We start from the raw sequence: 17,223 nt of genomic DNA, 5'->3' as shown, positions 1-17,223 counted from the left end.
CAACCTTCATCTGTCTTAATCCATGAACTTGATCATATCCTGGCGTCTTGGCTTTGCCTCCGGCGATTCATCAGGATAACCCAGGGCGATGCAGTAGAGCAGTTTGTAACCCTTGGAGAATGCCATGCGATCGAGGTAAGGCTTGGCAGATGGCGAATCCAATATCCAACGGGCAGAACTGCCCAGGCAGCAGGAACCGATGCCCTTTGCCCATGCTGCAAGAATGATGTTCTCGCCAAGCAAACCGCAATCAATCTGTGCCATATCATAAGTAGTATCGTAGGCGATGCAAACCACGCATGGAGCATTCACGAAGATGTTCTTGAAGCCCTTGCGCTCTGCTATCTTAGGATTATCCTTTACCACGGCTTGGGTTATCGAATCGATGAGTGCAGGAGAATCTATCACTCTGATTTCGTACGACTGCAGGTTCTGACCGTTTGGCGCATGGATGCCGCATTTCAGAATCTCGTTCAGGGTATCACGGCTGATAGCGGAATCCTTGTAAGCACGGATGCTTCTGCGACTCATCATCAAATCGGTTACCACACTTGCAGAGTCAACGCTGGTCATTGCCTCCGGCTGTCTGTTCTCGTTGCAGGCAGTCAACATCAGTGCAGCTGCCAATCCTAAGAAAATCTTCTTCATATTATATAAATATTTACCATGCAAAGATAGCCATAAATTCTTATATTCAGAAAGATATATTATAACTTTTAAGAGTTTTTATCGTTCTTTTATGCGGAAGGAAACTACTCTGCACACATCTAAATAACGAATTTTAGAAATTCAAGATAAAGCAGAATCGTGAAAATACTCACAGCCACCTCTTTCTGAGTGAGATTGCTGAACAGACGATATTGCTTGAATCGTCCTCCCGATTCTGATATAATTTCAGAATTAGACTTTGCCTCTATACCATATTCCGTAATCATGTTGCTAATATAGTTACATCTAGTATGTAAGATAAGGGGATGCCACTGACAAATGACATCCCCCTCTAATGTAAGCATAAAACCTAACAATTTGACCTAAGTGTGTCTATTAATTGTATCCTTCGTTTTGTTTCAGATTCTTGTTGATATTCAAATCATTCTGAGGAATTGGGAAATATCGGTTGTGAGCATCCCAAGTTCTTTTTTCAAACTGATAGTACATATCTTTATCTACAGGTGAAGCAGAAGATCCGCTTCCACGATAGTTTCTGGCACTTGGATCATCAGACAACTTGACTCCTGTAAATGTATGGTTTAATACCTCAGCAGCTATCCCCCAGCGCAGTACATCAAAATAACGTAAGCCTTCAAAGGCCAATTCCACACGTCTTTCCTTTCTGATAGCTTCACGAAGCTGTGCTTGTGACAAATCTGCTTTAAGAAGACCTGGCAGCTCTACACGTTGGCGTATTTTATTTATGGTTTTGTCCAATACGTCTTGAGTTACAGCCTCAGGCTTTGCTTCATTCATCGCTTCTACATAACTCAACAACACCTCTGCATAACGCATAATAGGCGTATATGTATAGGTCGATCCCAGATTGTTTGTGACAGAAGGGTCACAACCCTTTTTAGGACAATAACCGTTGAATAAGGCAAACTTATTATATGCATCAGCAGAATTTGCACCCTTGTAACAATCATAAGTGATGTCGTTGTATTTTGTACCAGGATATGTTCCCAGTGGTGGCAGGAAGATAGATGCATATAAACGCAAATCTCTATTTGCATAAGGATCATTGTCATCATAGAGACTTGATTCTTCTATGCTTTTGCCGTCACTGCAGAAGTAATCCTTGACGAGTTCATTGTATGGCGCAAACTGATGCCATCCGCCATATGCACATTCGGGATAGAGATATTGATAACGAGAATTCGTATATTTGTCTTTTATGCCCATAATACAGAAAATTGTTTCCGGACTATACTCTCCTCCAATTTGGAACAACTTCTCGTAGCTATCCTTGCCATTTCTGGTGTCTATCTCATAGTTTCCGGAACTGATAACCTGTCCAAGAACATCAATTGCATCATTCCATCGGTCTTGGGCCAGATAGAGGCGACTAAGCAATGTCTGGGCAGCTCCTTTTGTAAAGCGACCATACTCTTCGGAACTATAGTTTTCAGGAAGCAAGCCTACTGCCTCTTTCAAGTCATTTTCCACCTGCTTATAAACTTCAGACTGTGGAGTTTGTGCTATGCTATTAGCCTCCTGCAAAGTCAATGATTTCAAAGGCATAGGAACATCTTTGTAGTAGAAAGCAAGATTAAAGAAGAAATAAGCTCGCAGGCATTTCACCTCAGCTACCATTTGCTTCTTCTTGACATCATCCATTGGACAATTCTCGATATTGTCCAAAAATGTATTGCAGTTGGCAATTTGCACATAAGCATTACCCCAATACCATCGCAAGTTACCATTGGTAGCTACGGTATTCGAACTTGCCATCAATGTCGTGAAGCTTTCCTTTTCCGTACCATTACCACCGGCAAAGTCAAGATATAACAATCCCTGTGGAGTGTCAAATGCATCATGTGACCATCCTGTCTGGAAACGATAGCATCCTGTAAGAGCAAGTTTGGCATCTCCTTCACTAGTCCAGAAATTGCCATTAGAGATAGCAGAAGGAGGTTCTTTTTCCAATAGATCAGAACAACCTGCCACTACGCATAATAATGAAGACGCAACAATGCAAGCTTGAGCAGTCTTGAATATAGTTTTTAGATGTTTCATTTTTCTAAGAATTGAAAGTTCTACTTAAAACTTAATGTTTAATCCAAAAGAGTATATCTTGTTGATAGGGTAATAAGATGGAGCATCTCCAGTTCCTATTTCATTCTCAGGATCCCATCCTTTGTAGAATTTGTTGATGTTCAGCAGATTCTGTCCACTTACGTAGATATGAATATTCTGCAATCCCACCTTGCTGACTAATTCCTTAGGCAATGTGTATCCTATCTGAACATTCTTTAGACGTAGATAACTTGCGTCGCGTACCCAATAGTCTGAAGTTTGAAGATTGGTATTGTTCATATTCAGAGTTTCCAAGCGTGGATATTCTGCCCATTTGTTTGGATTTTCTTCTGTCCAGCACTTTTCGGCTTGCCATCTTTGAATCTGTCCTCCATTATAGAATGCATATGCCATGTAAGAACCGATGAGTCTCTTATGACCGCCAAGTCCCTGGAACAAGGCAGAGAAATCGAATCCCTTATAAGCTGCTGTCAAGTTCAGACCATAGTAGAACTTAGGAGTAGTACTACCTAAGACTGTGCGATCATATTGCGCATCTACCTGACCATCTGGCACTCCATTTGGACCGCTGATATCCTGGTATTTAACGTAGCCAGGCTTGATGCCTGACTTACCAACCAACTGTTCCGGAGCATTGTCAATTTCTGCCTGATCAACAAAAAGGCCATTCGTCTTGTAGCCGTATATGATTCCAATTGGCTGGCCTACGATTCTACCATTGTTGATTTCTTCCTTTGCTCCATTGGCAAGCTTTTCTACTGCATTCTTGATCCATGTGAAGTTAGGTGACACACTGAAAATAAAGTCTTTGCCAATTTTCCCATTATAGGTAAGATTAACTTCAATACCCTTGTTGGAAACCGCTCCTACATTGGACTGACCAACTGAGCGTCCCATGATACTGGTAACTTCAACTGGAGCTAAAATGTCAGAAGTGTACTTGTAGAAATAGTCAACGGAACCACTGAAACGACCTTTCCAAAGACTGAAGTCAATGCCAACATCTGTTATTGCGGTTTTTTCCCAAGTGATGTCTTGATTGTTATAGCTTGCCATATAGGCACCCGACTGCAGGGCGGCAGGATTACCAATTGGATAGTTATATCCGAGACTATATGTCTGCTGGTATGGATAAAGACCAATATTCTGATTACCAAGCACACCATAAGAAACACGAAGTTTTAAGTTGTCAACGGTCTCTGCGAGACAGCTCTGCTTCCAAAAATCTTCTTCAGTAATTCTCCAACCAGCCGATACAGATGGGAATAAACCCCATCGATGACCTTTGGCGAAACGTGAGGAACCATCATAGCGAAGGTTTGCCTCAAGAAGATAGCGATCATTGAATGAGTAGTTTACTCTACCAAAGAATGACTGCAGGGCATATTCTTCCAACGAACTGTTATTGCTTGCAGTAGAACCATCACCAGAACCTAATTCGTATAAGTAGTTGTTAGGGAAAGTATTTCTAGAACCTTCCAAACCCTTATTGGAACTTTGCTCTACAGATGTACCAGCCAACAACTTGAAGTAATGCTTTTTGATTTGCTTCTCATAAGTGGCAAGTGCTTCAAATGTGGTATAGGTATTGTTGGCAGTCCAAATACTCAATGTAGAAGGACCTATAGTCTTGTTGGCATCAAAATAAGTTTCTGCTCTATAAGCCTTATCGTATTTTGTCCAGTAGGTAACTCCCGCTTTTCCGATAATCGACAATCCCTTAATCGGCGTATCCCAGGTAAGCTGAGTGGATGCACTGACATTTCTGTTGATATTCTTCACGAAAGATTCGCTGTTAAGCCATGCTTCCGGGCTATAATTATCTTGATATCCAAAACTTCCATCCGACTTTCTACCAGCGTAAATAGCACCTTCTCTTACTGCATAACCAATCATTCCATCAATGCTCTGTGGTTCTCCGTTTGGAGCATTGTATTTGTTGTTGTATGCATTGATGTTCAAATTGAGGTGTAAACATTTTGAAAGTTCACTCTTCATGCTGAAAAGAGCAGTAAGACGCTCATTATTGGTGTTGGCAGTCATTCCCTCTTGGTTTCTGTAACCTACTGAAAGATTGTAGCTGAGGTTATTGTTGCCACCCTGAATGCTCAAATTGTGCTGGTGCTGAAAACCCGATCCAGACTCAAGAAGCCATTTTAGATGGTTTACATTAGGGTAGTTGTCAGGATCTGAGCCATCACGATACTTCTGAATTTGCTCTGCAGTGTATGCCTCTTGCTTTCCCATATTCTTCATGGCCATGTTGTAATATGTGGCATATTCCCACGATGGCAAGAAGTCTGGAAGTTCTGTTGGTGACTGCCAGCCGAAAGAATTATTATAGGTGATGGTGGTTTTGCCGGTAGCCCCCTTCTTGGTTTCAATCAAGATAACACCATTGGCAGCGCGATTTCCGTAAATAGATGCAGACGCAGCATCCTTCAGGAAAGAGATGTTCTGTATATCATTAGGATCCACATCATCCAGATTGCCTGACAAGCCGTCAATCAAGACCAACGGAGCTGTACCTGCACTGGAGAATGTTCCTGTACCTCTGATTTTAACAGAAGCACCAGCGCCAGGACGTCCGGAATTTTGCAGTACACTCAAGCCAGGAGCCAGACCAGCTAATGCTTGCGCAGTACTAGTAACTGGCTTATTTGCCAATTCCTTGGCAGTAACAGCAGAAACAGATCCCGTCAGGTTTACTTTCTTTTGGGTTCCATAACCTACAACTACAACATCTTCCAGGATTTCCGAGTTTTCTTGAAGGACGATTTGTAAGGTCTTACCATTTTCGGCCTTGATTTCTTGTGAAATATAGCCAATGTAACTTACCTGAAGAAAGTTGCTCTTGCTGGTAGTTATGGCAAAGTTACCGTCTAAATCACTAACTGTACCATTAGAAGTGCCTTTCTCTTTGATACTGACACCTATTAATGGCTCACCTGAAACATCTTTAATGTTTCCTTTTACCTGAGTTTGCGCAATACTTATGCTGGTATAAAAGGAGACAATTACCATCATAAGAAATCGCCAGTAAGGCAAATTGTTTAAAGATAATTTGTACTTCATAACAAATATTTTTAGTTTGACAAAGAGATAGAAAGTACCTGTGACAGGTATAATACCTGTCACAAATTAGATTCTATATTATGATTAAATTTGTTACTTTCCGATTTTAATAACCGGAGCTATATCGTTTAACCTTTTAGCTGGAAGAGTTACAACAAGTCCCTCGGTAGTACGCGTAAAAGGTATCTTGCCATAGCCCAATAATTCTACCCTACTGATCTTCTTCTGGAAGAGAGGACTGTTGAGAGCCAATGACTTTATCGTTACCTTTTGCTCTGCAGGCCATGCCAGCATAGTTACGTATAGGGCTTTGGAAGTTTGTGTAAAACGTTTTTCTGCTGCAGTGGCATGTGTATAAGAACCTTCATTGAATCCCTGAGCATTGATCTTGATGTCAGATTCTGAGATTGGACCTTCACCAAACACCTTCCATGGCCGAGTATCGTAAATGGCCTCTTTGTTGATGTTCATCCAGGCACCAAACTCGTTCAGGACCTTTTCTTCCTTCTCATCGAAGCTGCCATCCGCCTTGAGAGGAACACTGAGCAATAAGTTTCCATTCTTGCTGACAATATCTACAAGCAGCTTGACTACCGAAGCTGCAGACTTATAGCCATTGTTCTCATAAATAGAGGTATTGTAGTGCCATCCTCCAATACAGGAACATGATTGCCAAGCAGTTTCTTGAATTTGGTTCGGAGCACCTCTTTCCACATCCCAAACAAGTCCTTTTCGCTGGTTCTCATCCAGAATCTTACCAAACATCACGGCTTCCAGCTTTCCTTTGTGTGTAGCCATGTTGTGATTATAGAAATGAGCAGCTATCTTCAAGCCTACATCGCTAACTGGATAGAAAGGTACTGCAGTAACGTCAAAGTAAATCAAATCAGGATTATATCTGTTTATTGCATCAAGAGTTCTATTGTAGAAGTTGGTGCAGAACTTCTGGGAAGGGGTTGCAGCACCATTTCCCCATGCCCATTGACGATGAATCATGCCATCAGCCCAACTACCCTTGCTCAAAGGGTGATTCTGTGCATAAAGATCCTGAGGGTCATATCCTTCCCACCATTTTCCCTTGCCGTCTGCTTTTGTCAAAGTACCATCATAACTTACACCCATTTTGTCTCCTTCTCTATCATAACGCTGGGCTGGTTCATACCAAGTCCAGGCATGATCTGCATGGAAACTGATACCAAATGGGAGACCGTATTTCTTGGCAGCTGCAGCCCAGCCTGCCAGAATATCTTGCTTAGGTCCCATATTCTTTGAGTTCCATGGCTGATACTTACTGTCCCAAAGATCAAAGTTGTCGTGGTGGTTGCCTAAGGCAAAGAAATATTGAGCACCGATTTTCTTATAGAAGGAAACGAGCTTGTCTGGATTCCATTTTTCTGCTTTAAACAGTGGAAGCAGGTCCTTGAATCCAAATTCTGAAGGATGACCATAGTGTTCAACATGATACTTGTATTCTCTGCTTCCCTCGATATACATTGAACGTGCCATCCAGTCGCCAGTTCCTTCCACACATTGAGGCCCCCAATGTGCCCAAATGCCAAACTTTGCATTTTTAAACCAGTCTGGTACTTTGTAGTTATTTTCCAAAGATTCCCATGTTGGTTCAAATTTACCTTTCATCATTGGCTCATCAGCTTCAGAGACAGGAACCTGGCAGGTTTGCGCCTGCACTCCTTTTGCCATAGTCAAGATGACTCCTATTATAAAGAATATTTTTTTCATTTGCATATTGTTATATTGCTTTAAAATAATTGTTTGTTAAATCTGCTGCAAAGATACACAGTTTTATCCGAAGTTCATGGGATTATATGATTCTATAATAGCACAATATTGATATTTCAATAGAAATCGCATTGCGGTATGAAAATAAAATGTTATCTTTGTACCAGAAACAATCATATAAATTTAGAATAAAGATGAATATACCTATAGAATCCTTGAATTTCCAGATGCTGAATGTTGGTCTGGCTAAACATGATGCAGATTGGAACTGGCAAAACGTGGTTTCTCCTTTTACTCGCATATACCTGGTCACAGAGGGATATGCCAAGCTTTATTTGCCCAACAGAGTTGTTGATTTGCTATCGGGGCATATGTATATTGTACCTGCGCATACAGTCCACAGTTATGAATGTGCAGGAAAATTCTCCCACTATTATCTGCATTTCTACGAAGGCTTCAAGAAGGAAACCGATATATTTGATTTTTATGATTTCCCTGTGGAAATTGACTCTAATGCCCTGGATGAAGCAATCTTTGATAATATGTGTAAGCATCATCCTGAAGCTCAATTACCTGCCAGTGACCCTACCGCGTATGATAATATGGGTAAATTCATTGATTATGTCCATCGTTATAATGAGTTATCATTGGCTGAGAAAATGGAGTTGAGAGGAAGTATTCTTATTCTCTTTTCAAAATTTGTGCACAAGGCTCAAGCTAAGGTCTGGACTCAGGATAAAAGACTAGCCAAAGTCTTGACCCATATACATAATAATATATATGAGGAAATCAGCATTGATGATTTAGCTGCAATAGCCTGTGTTACTAAATCCCATTTCATAAGAATATTCGTGAAAATGATAGGTATGTCTCCTCTGCAATATATAAACAGAAAGAAAATAGATAGAGCCGAGTTGCTGCTGATCACAGATGATCAGCCAATTAAAGAGATTGCTTATGATTTAGGCTATAATGACCACTCCTATTTTATACGTCTTTTTAAAAAGATTACAGGCATTACGCCTATGGCATATAGGAAAAACATGAGATAATAGTACAATATTGTCCTACCATACAACAAAATAATGCGATGCATTTCGCGAGATTATGAGTATTTTTGCAACATAATTCTAAAAGAACAAAAAAATGGATGGATATAAACAAAAGCAATACTCATGTCTCACAAAGAGATACGTTCAGTGTCTAGACTTAAAGTCTGATGAGGAAGCGATACATATTTACCGTAAGCTTCATTCAGAGGAGTGCCATTGGAAAGAAATCAGAGATGGCATCCGATGTGTTGGAATTTTGGAAATGGAAATCTATATCTCAGACAGTCATCTTGTCATGGTGGTGGATACACCTATTGACTTTGACTGGGATTCTTCCATGTCCAAGTTGGCTAAGTTACCTCGTCAGGAAGAATGGGAAGAATTAGTGGGTAAATTTCAACATTGTTGTGCGACAGCAACGAGCAATGAAAAATGGCAAATGATGGACAGAATGTTTTATCTCTATAATTAAAACGATATGCAATACAGAGAATTAGGAAATACGGGATTGAAAATCTCGAATTTGGGATTTGGAGCTTCTTCGCTGGGAAGTGTTTTTCACGAAACAAAGGAGAATGACAGCATTATGGCTGTGGAAGCAGCTATTGAGGGTGGCATCAATTTCATTGATGTAAGCCCATATTACGGCAGCTATAAAGCAGAAATGGTTCTGGGGAAAGCCTTGAAAGGAATACCTCGTGATAAGTATTATCTCTCTACAAAGGTGGGCAGATATTGCAAGGAAGGTATTAACAGTTGGGATTATAGTGCTAGACGGGCTACAGAAAGCGTTTATGAAAGTATGGAACGTCTGAATGTAGAATACCTGGATATTATTAACGTTCATGATATTGAGTTCCAAACCACCTTACCTGGCGGATTGCAAAAAATTTGCGAGGAAACACTTCCTGCACTGATAGAATTGAAACAAAAAGGAATTGTGGGACATGTGGGTATCACAGACTTACAATTGAAGAATATCAAATGGGTAATTGAACATTGTGATAGCGGTATGGTAGAATGTATTCTTAATTTTTGTCATTACTGCTTGAATGATGACGAATTAGTTGATTATCTGGAGTTTTTCGAGAAACATGGAATTGGCGTCATTAATGCTTCACCTCTTTCCATGGGACTATTATCGCAACGTGGGGTACCAGACTGGCATCCTGCCCCAAAAACACTTACAGAAGTTTGTAGCAGAGCAGCAAAATTCTGTATGGAAAAGGATTATCCCATTGAGAAACTAGCCATACAGTATAGTGTAGCAAACCCTCGAATAGCGAGCACACTCTTTTCATCTGCCAATCCGCAGAATGTAGCCCGTAACATAGAATGGGCCAACCAAGAGCCAGATGAACAGTTGGTAGCGGATGTAAGAAAAATCATTGGGAATCAAATGAGAGTAAGTTGGGCGAACACATAATCATTTAAGCTTATGATCATAGATGCGCATAGCCACCTTTGGCTTAAACAAGATGCAGTTGTTGATGGACAACCTATCCAGACATTACCAACCAATGGGTCTCGTTCTATTTTTTTCGGTGAAGAAGTGCAGATGTTACCACCATTTATGATAGATGGAATTAATTCGGCAGAGATCTTCCTTTCCAATATGGATTATGCACAGGTAGGTGGAGCAGTTGTAGTACAAGAAGTTATAGACGGCAATCAGAATTCTTATCTGGCAGAGGTCCAACGGAAATATGCTAATAGATTTTGCTGTTTAGGCATGGCTGATAGCATTCAGGATGTTGACAGGATAATGGAAATTGGCTTAAAGGGGATATCCATTCCTGGACATCGTCTTTTAGGTACATCTCTTTTGAACAAGATGCCTCTATTTAAGTATTTAGAAGAAAAGGGGCTGATTCTTTCCATGTGTTTGGCCGATAATGAAGTGCAGATTTCTGAAATGGCAGAAGTCATTGAAGAATGCCCCAATTTGAAAGTTGCCATCGGACATTTTGGTATGGCCAATACCGCTTCTTTCAAGTCACAAGTGATGTTAGCCCGTAAGAGCAGACATGTTCGTATTGAATCTGGCGGTATCACCTGGCTCTTTCATTCAGAGTTCTATCCTTACCCTTCTGCTATTAAATGCATTTATGATGCTGCAGAATGGATTGGTGAGGATAAAATTATGTGGGGCAGTGATTATCCTCGCACAATCACTGCCATAACTTATAAAATGGCTTACGACTTTGTATGGAAATCCAAAGAACTTTCAGATTCTTTAAAAGATAAGTTCCTGGGGGGCAATGCCTATGTTTTTTATCGTTTCCACGATATACCAGAACTTAGTTATATTAAAAATATGTCAGAATAAATAGTAGATATGAAAGCAATCAAAATTTTTCATGATAAAAAACTTGAAGTGATTGATATAGAAAAACCTAAGACACTTCAAGAAGGAGAAGTACTTCTTAAGTTACATTATATAGGTTTTTGCGGCTCAGATCTCAGTACGTTTAGAGGGCGCAATACAATGGCTTTAAATCCCGTGATTCCTGGCCATGAAATTGGCGCAACCATAGAGGCTGTCGGAGTAGGTGTGCCAAAAGGTTTAAAACCAGGAATGGTTGTAACTTGCAATCCATATACCAATTGTGGAAAATGTGCCTCATGTAGGAATGGACGCGTCAATGCCTGTCAGCATAATGAAACTTTAGGAGTTCAACGGGATGGTGCCATGCGGGAGTATATTGTTCTGCCGTGGGAAAAGGTGATTCCTGCAGGGCTTCTCTCACCTACGGCATGTGCATTAATAGAGCCGATGTCTGTTGGGTTTCATGCAGTAAGTCGTGCCCAAGTTACAGATATTGACGTTGTGGTAGTGATAGGTTGTGGCATGGTTGGTATGGGAGCCATTGTGCGTTCTGCCTTACGTGGTGCTACTGTTGTCGCAATTGATATCGACGAAGATAAATTGGTAATGGCGAAGGAAGTCGGAGCAAGTTATATCATCAATTCTACAACCGAAGATGTTCATTTACGTTTGCAAGAAATAACTGGTGGTTACGGTCCTGATGTAATTATTGAAGCAGTAGGTAGTGCACCTACCTATCAGCTTGCAGTAGAGGAAGTGGCATTTACGGGGCGTGTTGTGTGTATTGGATATTCAAAAAGTGAAGTAACATTCCAAACAAAGTATTTCGTTCAAAAAGAATTAGATATTCGTGGATCACGAAATGCTTTGCCACAAGATTTCCGTGCTGTAATCCATTATTTAGAGCGTGGGAAATGCCCAATAGAAAAGTTGATTACAAAGATTATTGAACCAGAAGATGCTTTAAGTACGTTGCATTGGTGGGATGCTAACCCTGGAAAAGTTTTTCGTATTTTGGTTCATTTTTAACCGTTTTAAGTATCTAACAATACTGCGTTAAATTAAGAAATGAAAGCCAAACTTTCTGCTTTGGCATTCATTATAATATTCAGTAATAAGACTATAATTGAGGGTGTGTCATAAGCCAGTGACACACCCTCACTCCATTTATCTTATGATCTTAATCCAGGAACTTAATCATATCCTGTCGTCTTGACTTTGCCTCTGGCGATTCATTTGGGTAGCCCAGACATCAATGTCCTTAAGTTCGAAATAATTCTTCCCTTAAAGGAATTACTTTCTACCTTTAAAGGAAAATGTTTCTAGAGTTAGTAGAAAGTTTCGTTCAGTGATTTTGAATGTCCGTTCAATGACGTTGAACGGAACTTTCTTCTAGTCTTAAAAACAATTTCCTTATATGAGTTACCGCGAATTCAACAAGCAAGTGCAAAATTTGGTGGTATCGAAGATTTTTCGTACCTTTGCCGCAAAATCATCAAACTTAGAAATTATGGCAAGAACAAGAATAAAGAATCCTGTAGTATTGACCCGCATTGCGCAATATGCCATGTATGCATATTGCATTTTCGCTTTGTTCTCGATGGTATTTTTTATTTGCGGGCAAGTTAACCTGTCCTTCAGAATAAGTCCAGTCCTGATTACCCTCAAGCAGTTGGTATTGCAGCTTACCCCTATAGCTTTATGGGGAATATTCCGCTTCACGCTACCAGCAGGCGTAAGATTGCTACGACGCTGCAGCGAGTTGATGGTACTTTACTATGTGCTCTCATTCATCCTGGGACAATGCTTCAAGTTCAACTTTGTAACGATGATGCAGAACGGACAGATAACCCCCACGGCAACGATTCTCACCTGGATACAAAGCACTATGTTATTGATTTCCGTCATCACCTCCCTGGTAGCCGGCTGCCATCTGTACAGCAAGCACAGAGGTAACATGCGCAAACTGGGCATAGCCCTTGTCCTGGTTTTCATGGTATGGCTGATATGCTCAAATATACTCCCTGTTGCAGTGTTTTATCTGGCAGGTAACACCCAGCAGGCAGCCTTCACCTGCATGAATCTCATCAGTATGATAACAACGACATCGGCTTATATATACGCATACTATAGGATGTTTCGGGCAATAAAAACTATAGGATGTATCGGGCAATAAAACTAAATAAATACAAATTCTCGGATATACAGATTACAGAAAGGTTATCAGTTCTGCAGAAAGAAATTTGCAATACACTGCAAATTTTACTCAGAAACACGAGAAATTTGCAATGCACTGCAAATTTCTCGAAAAAGTTTCGTATATTTGCAGCGCATTTCATTTTTAACAATCAAGATAGAATGCAAAATGAATAGCAAAGTGAATAAATAGAACATAAAGAGAATATGATAGAGCGTAAAGAATACATGAATCTCCTGGAGAAATGGAGAGACAAGAAGACCATCAAGGTAGTAACAGGCATACGACGCTGTGGCAAGTCATCGCTGCTGAGGATGTTTAGGGAGAAACTTCTCTCGGACGGAGTATCCGAAGAACAAGTACAGGACCTCAACTTCGAGGATCTCGACAACGAACCGTTCCTCGACTATAAAATTTTGTACGCGCACGTAAAGCAGAACCTGTACCCAGACAAGATGAACTATCTCTTCTTTGACGAGATACAGATGGTGGAAAATTTCCAAAAAGTGATAGACAGCCTGTTCCTGCTAGACAACGTAGACATTTACGTTACTGGCAGCAATGCCTACCTGCTCTCTGGCGAAATAGCCACCCTGCTCACCGGAAGATACATCGAAATCAAACTCTTCCCTTTCTCCTTCCGAGAATTCATGCAGACGCAGCCTGCCCATACTTCCCGAGAGCTCGCCTATCGCCAATACATCGAACTGGGTTCCTTCCCATACATTCCCCAAATCTGCCAAGACCGAGAGATGGTGCGTGAATACCTGTCAGGTCTCTACAACACCATCGTACTGAAAGACGTGGTGAGCCGCAAGAAGATAACCGATGTGATGATGTTGCAAAGTGTGGTAAGATTCCTTGCTGACAATATAGGCAACATATCCGTAATCAAGCGCATCAGCGACACCATGACCTCGCTGGGCAGAAAGACTACATCTCATACGATAGAAAACTACGTCTCTGCCCTCACCGACAGCTATATCTTCTACCCGGTGCAGAGATATGATGCCAAGGGTAAGCAGCTATTGAAGACTGGACAGAAACTTTATCTTGCCGACGTAGGTCTGCGCCAAGTCATCAATGGCACAAAAGGTGGCGACTTGGGGCACGTACTGGAGAACATCGTGTATCTGGAACTAGCACGACGAGGCGGAGAAATCTATGTAGGCAAAGCCGGTGATGCAGAGATAGACTTCGTGGTAATCATTGGTGAACACAAGGCATACTATCAGGTATCGCTCAGCGTAAGGGATGAAACCACGATGCAGAGAGAATTGGCACCCCTGAAGTCCATCTCCGACAATTTTCCAAAATATCTGCTCACCCTGGACAACGACCCCGTCCAGTTTCATGATGGAATCAAGCAAGAATATGTGCTCGACTGGCTTATGGAATGACGCTCCTGTCTGAATTGGCAGCAAAGGATAAGAGGAGAATATTTCCTATAATAAATTGGATGGAGAAAAATTCATAATACAAGAGAAAGAAGAAGAAATAGGAAAAGAAGAAAAATAATAATAAGGAGTATGAATATCAAGGAGAATTATCAACAATATGTAAGCCGATACGCTTCTGAGGTGGCTGCCCTGAAGCGTAAGAATACGGGATTTATAATAGAAGAGCTGCTGGCTTTTGGCGGCATTCTCGCCTTCCTGATCTGCTATTTCGCATTGGATAGGGATACGCAGAACTATCTGTTGGGGGCGGCGTTGTGCCTGATTGCCTATCTGGGTATCAGACGACTTGACGACAAAAATAAGGAGAAGATAGAGCATCTTTCGGCTTTGCTCAAGGTTTATCAGGACGAAATCAAGGCTTGGGAGGGCGATTTCTCGCCTTTCGAGACGGGCGATTTCTATCAGAATCCGCAGCATCCTTATTCCTTCGACCTCGATGTCTTCGGCAAGAGTTCGCTGTTCAACCGCATCTGCCGAACCATCACATCGGGCGGTTCGGAGGCACTCGCCAGGAATCTTACCCGGGAAACACCTCTGAATATGGAGGATATCAAAAGAAGAAGAGATTTGCAGAAGGAACTGGCGGGAGAAGGCGAAAACTGGCGAATGGAATTCCTGGCACTTGGCGAAAAGAACAGAAGCCAAACTGCGGATGGCAAAATGGTGAATGGCAAGATGAAGAAGATTGATTCTGCTGCGGTGGTGGATGCGATGCAGAAGGTTTCGAAGATGGAGGTGCCGGCATGGTTTGGATCACCGGTTTCGCTCGTTATCGGATGGATGATGATTATCGGAGTCGTCGGTTCCGTGATTTTATCGATATGCGATATGGTTTCGGTGAATTTCGCCCTGTGGTGGGGGTTGGTTCAATACATGGTGGTATTCTTCGTCTGCAAGCAGACACTTGACAAGATAGACAGCAACGGAGGCAAGCTTCGCCATCAGCTCATCGCCTATGCCCAGATACTTCAGCTTATCAACAGGCGCAATTTCCATAGCGAATTAGGCAAGGAAATGCAGAATTCCCTGGCAGATGCCCTGCCTTCCTTTGCCCAACTGGAAAAGATATTGAAGGGGTATGACAGAAGAGGCAACTTCCTGGGTCTTTTCTTCACCGATGCCTTCATGCTGAGCGATTTCTTCCTGGTTCGCAGTTTCCTGAAATGGAAGAATACCTATATGGTGAAGATGGAGGAATGGATGCACATCATCAGCGAGATGGATGCAATGGTTTCGATGGCGGATTTCAGATATAATCATCCCGAGGCGGAAGAGGCTGAATTTATTTCGGGAAGTCCGGAAGCAGATACTGAAAGCCATGTTTCAGAAAATGCAGGAATCGGAAGTCCGGAAATCGTGTTCGAGGGTAAGAATCTCTATCATCCTTTCCTGGGTGCCAAGGCGGTGAAGAACGATTTCACCATCAAGGACGGCAACTATTATATCATCACCGGAGCCAACATGGCGGGAAAGAGTACCTTCCTCCGTTCGCTGGGCGTGAACTATATCCTGGCGATGGCGGGTATGCCGGTATTTGCGGATCAACTGAAGATTTCACGTTTCAGATTGTTCTCGAGTATGAGAACCACCGATGATTTGACGCATGGCATTTCTTATTTCAATGCAGAATTGATCAGATTGGAGGAACTTCTGAAGTTCTGCAAGGAAAGTGCAGAGGGAATGTTCTGCAAGGAAAGTATAGCGGGCAATAAGGAATCACTCCGAACGCTGATTATTCTGGATGAGATTCTGAAGGGAACGAATTCATTGGATAAGCTGAATGGTTCGAGAAAGTTCCTAGAAGCCATCGCCAAGCAGCCGGTGAGCGGTATCATCGCTACCCACGATTTGGAACTCTCCAAGATGGAGAATGATGCATCAGGCAAATTCCACAACTATTGTTTCGAGATAGATTTGGGCACGGATGTTACCTATACTTATAAGATACAGAAGGGTGTGGCAAGAAACCAGAATGCCACCTTCTTGCTGAATAAAATTCTAGAGAAATATTAAAATAGAATTAATAAAAGCACTACAATAAGATTTATAAAAAAGGGAAACTCCCGATAAGTTGAACAGTTTCAAATTATCGGGAGTTTTCCTTTAAAAGAATACATTATAACTCAACACTATAAAGTTATAACTCAACGCTATCCAGGCGGAATTTGAGCAAGCCGGCTGGTACCTTAACCATTACCTCATCACCTGCCTTCTTGCCCAGAAGGGCCTTGGCGATAGGCGACTTGATAGAGATTTTTCCACTATGCAAATCAGCCTCATGCGGATTTACGATAACATAGCTCATGCTGCACTTGTTGGCGAGATTGGTAATCTTAATCTTGCTCAACAAGCCAACGGTATCACTCTTCAATCGAGACTTGTCGATGACACGGGCATTCTCCAAGACCTTCTGCTTGAAGCTGATGCGACTCAAAAGCTTTCCCTGCTCACGCTTGGCAGCATGATACTCGAAATTCTCACTGAGGTCACCCTTGTCGCGAGCCTCAGCAATCGCATCACGAACGGCTGGCAACTCTACGTTAACCATGTGTTGAAGTTCGGCCACGAGCTCATCGTAGCCTTCTTGAGACATATATTCCATTTTTCCTTGTTTTCTAG

13 protein-coding genes are annotated in these 17,223 nt (G+C 41.7%); 8 read left to right on the top strand and 5 right to left on the bottom strand.

Annotated features, from left to right (window positions below; translation table 11 throughout):
- Positions 1-15: 15 nt before the first annotated feature.
- The 4 genes from DXD25_RS04545 to DXD25_RS04525 all read right to left on the bottom strand — a co-directional run bounded on the left by DXD25_RS04545 (position 16) and on the right by DXD25_RS04525 (position 7,566).
- Positions 16-648, bottom strand: coding sequence for a nitroreductase family protein (locus DXD25_RS04545; RefSeq protein ID WP_117661977.1), 633 nt, complete (start codon positions 646-648; stop codon positions 16-18).
- A 396-nt stretch (positions 649-1,044) separates the two neighbouring features.
- Positions 1,045-2,730, bottom strand: a complete 1,686-nt coding sequence (locus tag DXD25_RS04535) for a RagB/SusD family nutrient uptake outer membrane protein (RefSeq protein ID WP_117661975.1) — start codon at positions 2,728-2,730, stop codon at positions 1,045-1,047.
- A 24-nt stretch (positions 2,731-2,754) separates the two neighbouring features.
- Positions 2,755-5,778 (bottom strand): TonB-dependent receptor, encoded by a 3,024-nt coding sequence (locus tag DXD25_RS04530; RefSeq protein ID WP_233522186.1) that lies wholly within the window; start codon positions 5,776-5,778, stop codon positions 2,755-2,757.
- Positions 5,779-5,919: 141 nt separating this feature from the next.
- On the bottom strand, positions 5,920-7,566 hold the full coding sequence (locus DXD25_RS04525) for an alpha-L-fucosidase (protein WP_117661973.1): 1,647 nt from the start codon (positions 7,564-7,566) through the stop codon (positions 5,920-5,922).
- A 194-nt stretch (positions 7,567-7,760) separates the two neighbouring features.
- Between DXD25_RS04525 and DXD25_RS04520 the strand changes: the two genes are divergently transcribed.
- The 8 genes from DXD25_RS04520 (at position 7,761) to DXD25_RS04480 (ending at position 16,617) form a co-directional block, all read left to right on the top strand.
- Positions 7,761-8,618: an AraC family transcriptional regulator gene (locus tag DXD25_RS04520; RefSeq protein ID WP_158556288.1), complete on the top strand. Its 858-nt coding sequence runs from the start codon at positions 7,761-7,763 to the stop codon at positions 8,616-8,618.
- A gap of 94 nt (positions 8,619-8,712) precedes the next feature.
- On the top strand, positions 8,713-9,090 hold the full coding sequence (locus DXD25_RS04515) for an L-rhamnose mutarotase (RefSeq protein WP_117661971.1): 378 nt from the start codon (positions 8,713-8,715) through the stop codon (positions 9,088-9,090).
- Between the two features lie 6 nt (positions 9,091-9,096).
- Positions 9,097-10,044, top strand: a complete 948-nt coding sequence (locus DXD25_RS04510) for an aldo/keto reductase (RefSeq protein WP_117661970.1) — start codon at positions 9,097-9,099, stop codon at positions 10,042-10,044.
- A 12-nt stretch (positions 10,045-10,056) separates the two neighbouring features.
- Positions 10,057-10,947 carry an amidohydrolase family protein gene (locus tag DXD25_RS04505; RefSeq protein ID WP_117661969.1) on the top strand — a complete coding sequence of 297 codons (891 nt, stop codon included), beginning with the start codon at positions 10,057-10,059 and terminating at the stop codon, positions 10,945-10,947.
- A gap of 9 nt (positions 10,948-10,956) precedes the next feature.
- Positions 10,957-11,976 carry a zinc-binding alcohol dehydrogenase family protein gene (locus DXD25_RS04500; RefSeq protein ID WP_117661968.1) on the top strand — a complete coding sequence of 340 codons (1,020 nt, stop codon included), beginning with the start codon at positions 10,957-10,959 and terminating at the stop codon, positions 11,974-11,976.
- 481 nt (positions 11,977-12,457) lie between these two features.
- Positions 12,458-13,123 carry a hypothetical protein gene (locus tag DXD25_RS04495; protein ID WP_147327846.1) on the top strand — a complete coding sequence of 222 codons (666 nt, stop codon included), beginning with the start codon at positions 12,458-12,460 and terminating at the stop codon, positions 13,121-13,123.
- 227 nt (positions 13,124-13,350) lie between these two features.
- Positions 13,351-14,544 carry an ATP-binding protein gene (locus tag DXD25_RS04485; RefSeq protein WP_117661965.1) on the top strand — a complete coding sequence of 398 codons (1,194 nt, stop codon included), beginning with the start codon at positions 13,351-13,353 and terminating at the stop codon, positions 14,542-14,544.
- A gap of 129 nt (positions 14,545-14,673) precedes the next feature.
- Positions 14,674-16,617, top strand: a complete 1,944-nt coding sequence (locus DXD25_RS04480; protein WP_117661964.1) for a DNA mismatch repair protein MutS — start codon at positions 14,674-14,676, stop codon at positions 16,615-16,617.
- A gap of 124 nt (positions 16,618-16,741) precedes the next feature.
- On the opposite strand, the gene greA is transcribed toward DXD25_RS04480, so the two are convergent.
- Entirely contained in the window at positions 16,742-17,206 is a 465-nt protein-coding gene (greA, locus tag DXD25_RS04475) for a transcription elongation factor GreA (protein ID WP_089544955.1), read from the bottom strand.
- Positions 17,207-17,223: the final 17 nt, after the last annotated feature.

Origin of the sequence: Prevotella sp. TF12-30, assembly GCF_003436715.1 — a bacterium.
GTDB classification, from domain to species: Bacteria; Bacteroidota; Bacteroidia; order Bacteroidales; family Bacteroidaceae; genus Prevotella; species Prevotella copri_A.
This window is presented reverse-complemented; position numbering and strand designations above follow the sequence as displayed.

Bases quoted from the DNA above. Each gene is read 5' to 3' on its own strand.
- DXD25_RS04545 (WP_117661977.1), bottom strand. From the start codon at position 648: ATGAAGAAGATTTTCTTAGGATTGGCAGCTGCACTGATGTTGACTGCC.
- DXD25_RS04535 (WP_117661975.1), bottom strand. From the start codon at position 2,730: ATGAAACATCTAAAAACTATATTCAAGACTGCTCAAGCTTGCATTGTT.
- DXD25_RS04530 (WP_233522186.1), bottom strand. From the start codon at position 5,778: ATGATGGTAATTGTCTCCTTTTATACCAGCATAAGTATTGCGCAAACT.
- DXD25_RS04525 (WP_117661973.1), bottom strand. From the start codon at position 7,566: ATGAAAAAAATATTCTTTATAATAGGAGTCATCTTGACTATGGCAAAA.
- DXD25_RS04520 (WP_158556288.1), top strand. From the start codon at position 7,761: ATGAATATACCTATAGAATCCTTGAATTTCCAGATGCTGAATGTTGGT.
- DXD25_RS04515 (WP_117661971.1), top strand. From the start codon at position 8,713: ATGGATGGATATAAACAAAAGCAATACTCATGTCTCACAAAGAGATAC.
- DXD25_RS04510 (WP_117661970.1), top strand. From the start codon at position 9,097: ATGCAATACAGAGAATTAGGAAATACGGGATTGAAAATCTCGAATTTG.
- DXD25_RS04505 (WP_117661969.1), top strand. From the start codon at position 10,057: ATGATCATAGATGCGCATAGCCACCTTTGGCTTAAACAAGATGCAGTT.
- DXD25_RS04500 (WP_117661968.1), top strand. From the start codon at position 10,957: ATGAAAGCAATCAAAATTTTTCATGATAAAAAACTTGAAGTGATTGAT.
- DXD25_RS04495 (WP_147327846.1), top strand. From the start codon at position 12,458: ATGGCAAGAACAAGAATAAAGAATCCTGTAGTATTGACCCGCATTGCG.
- DXD25_RS04485 (WP_117661965.1), top strand. From the start codon at position 13,351: ATGATAGAGCGTAAAGAATACATGAATCTCCTGGAGAAATGGAGAGAC.
- DXD25_RS04480 (WP_117661964.1), top strand. From the start codon at position 14,674: ATGAATATCAAGGAGAATTATCAACAATATGTAAGCCGATACGCTTCT.
- greA (WP_089544955.1), bottom strand. From the start codon at position 17,206: ATGGAATATATGTCTCAAGAAGGCTACGATGAGCTCGTGGCCGAACTT.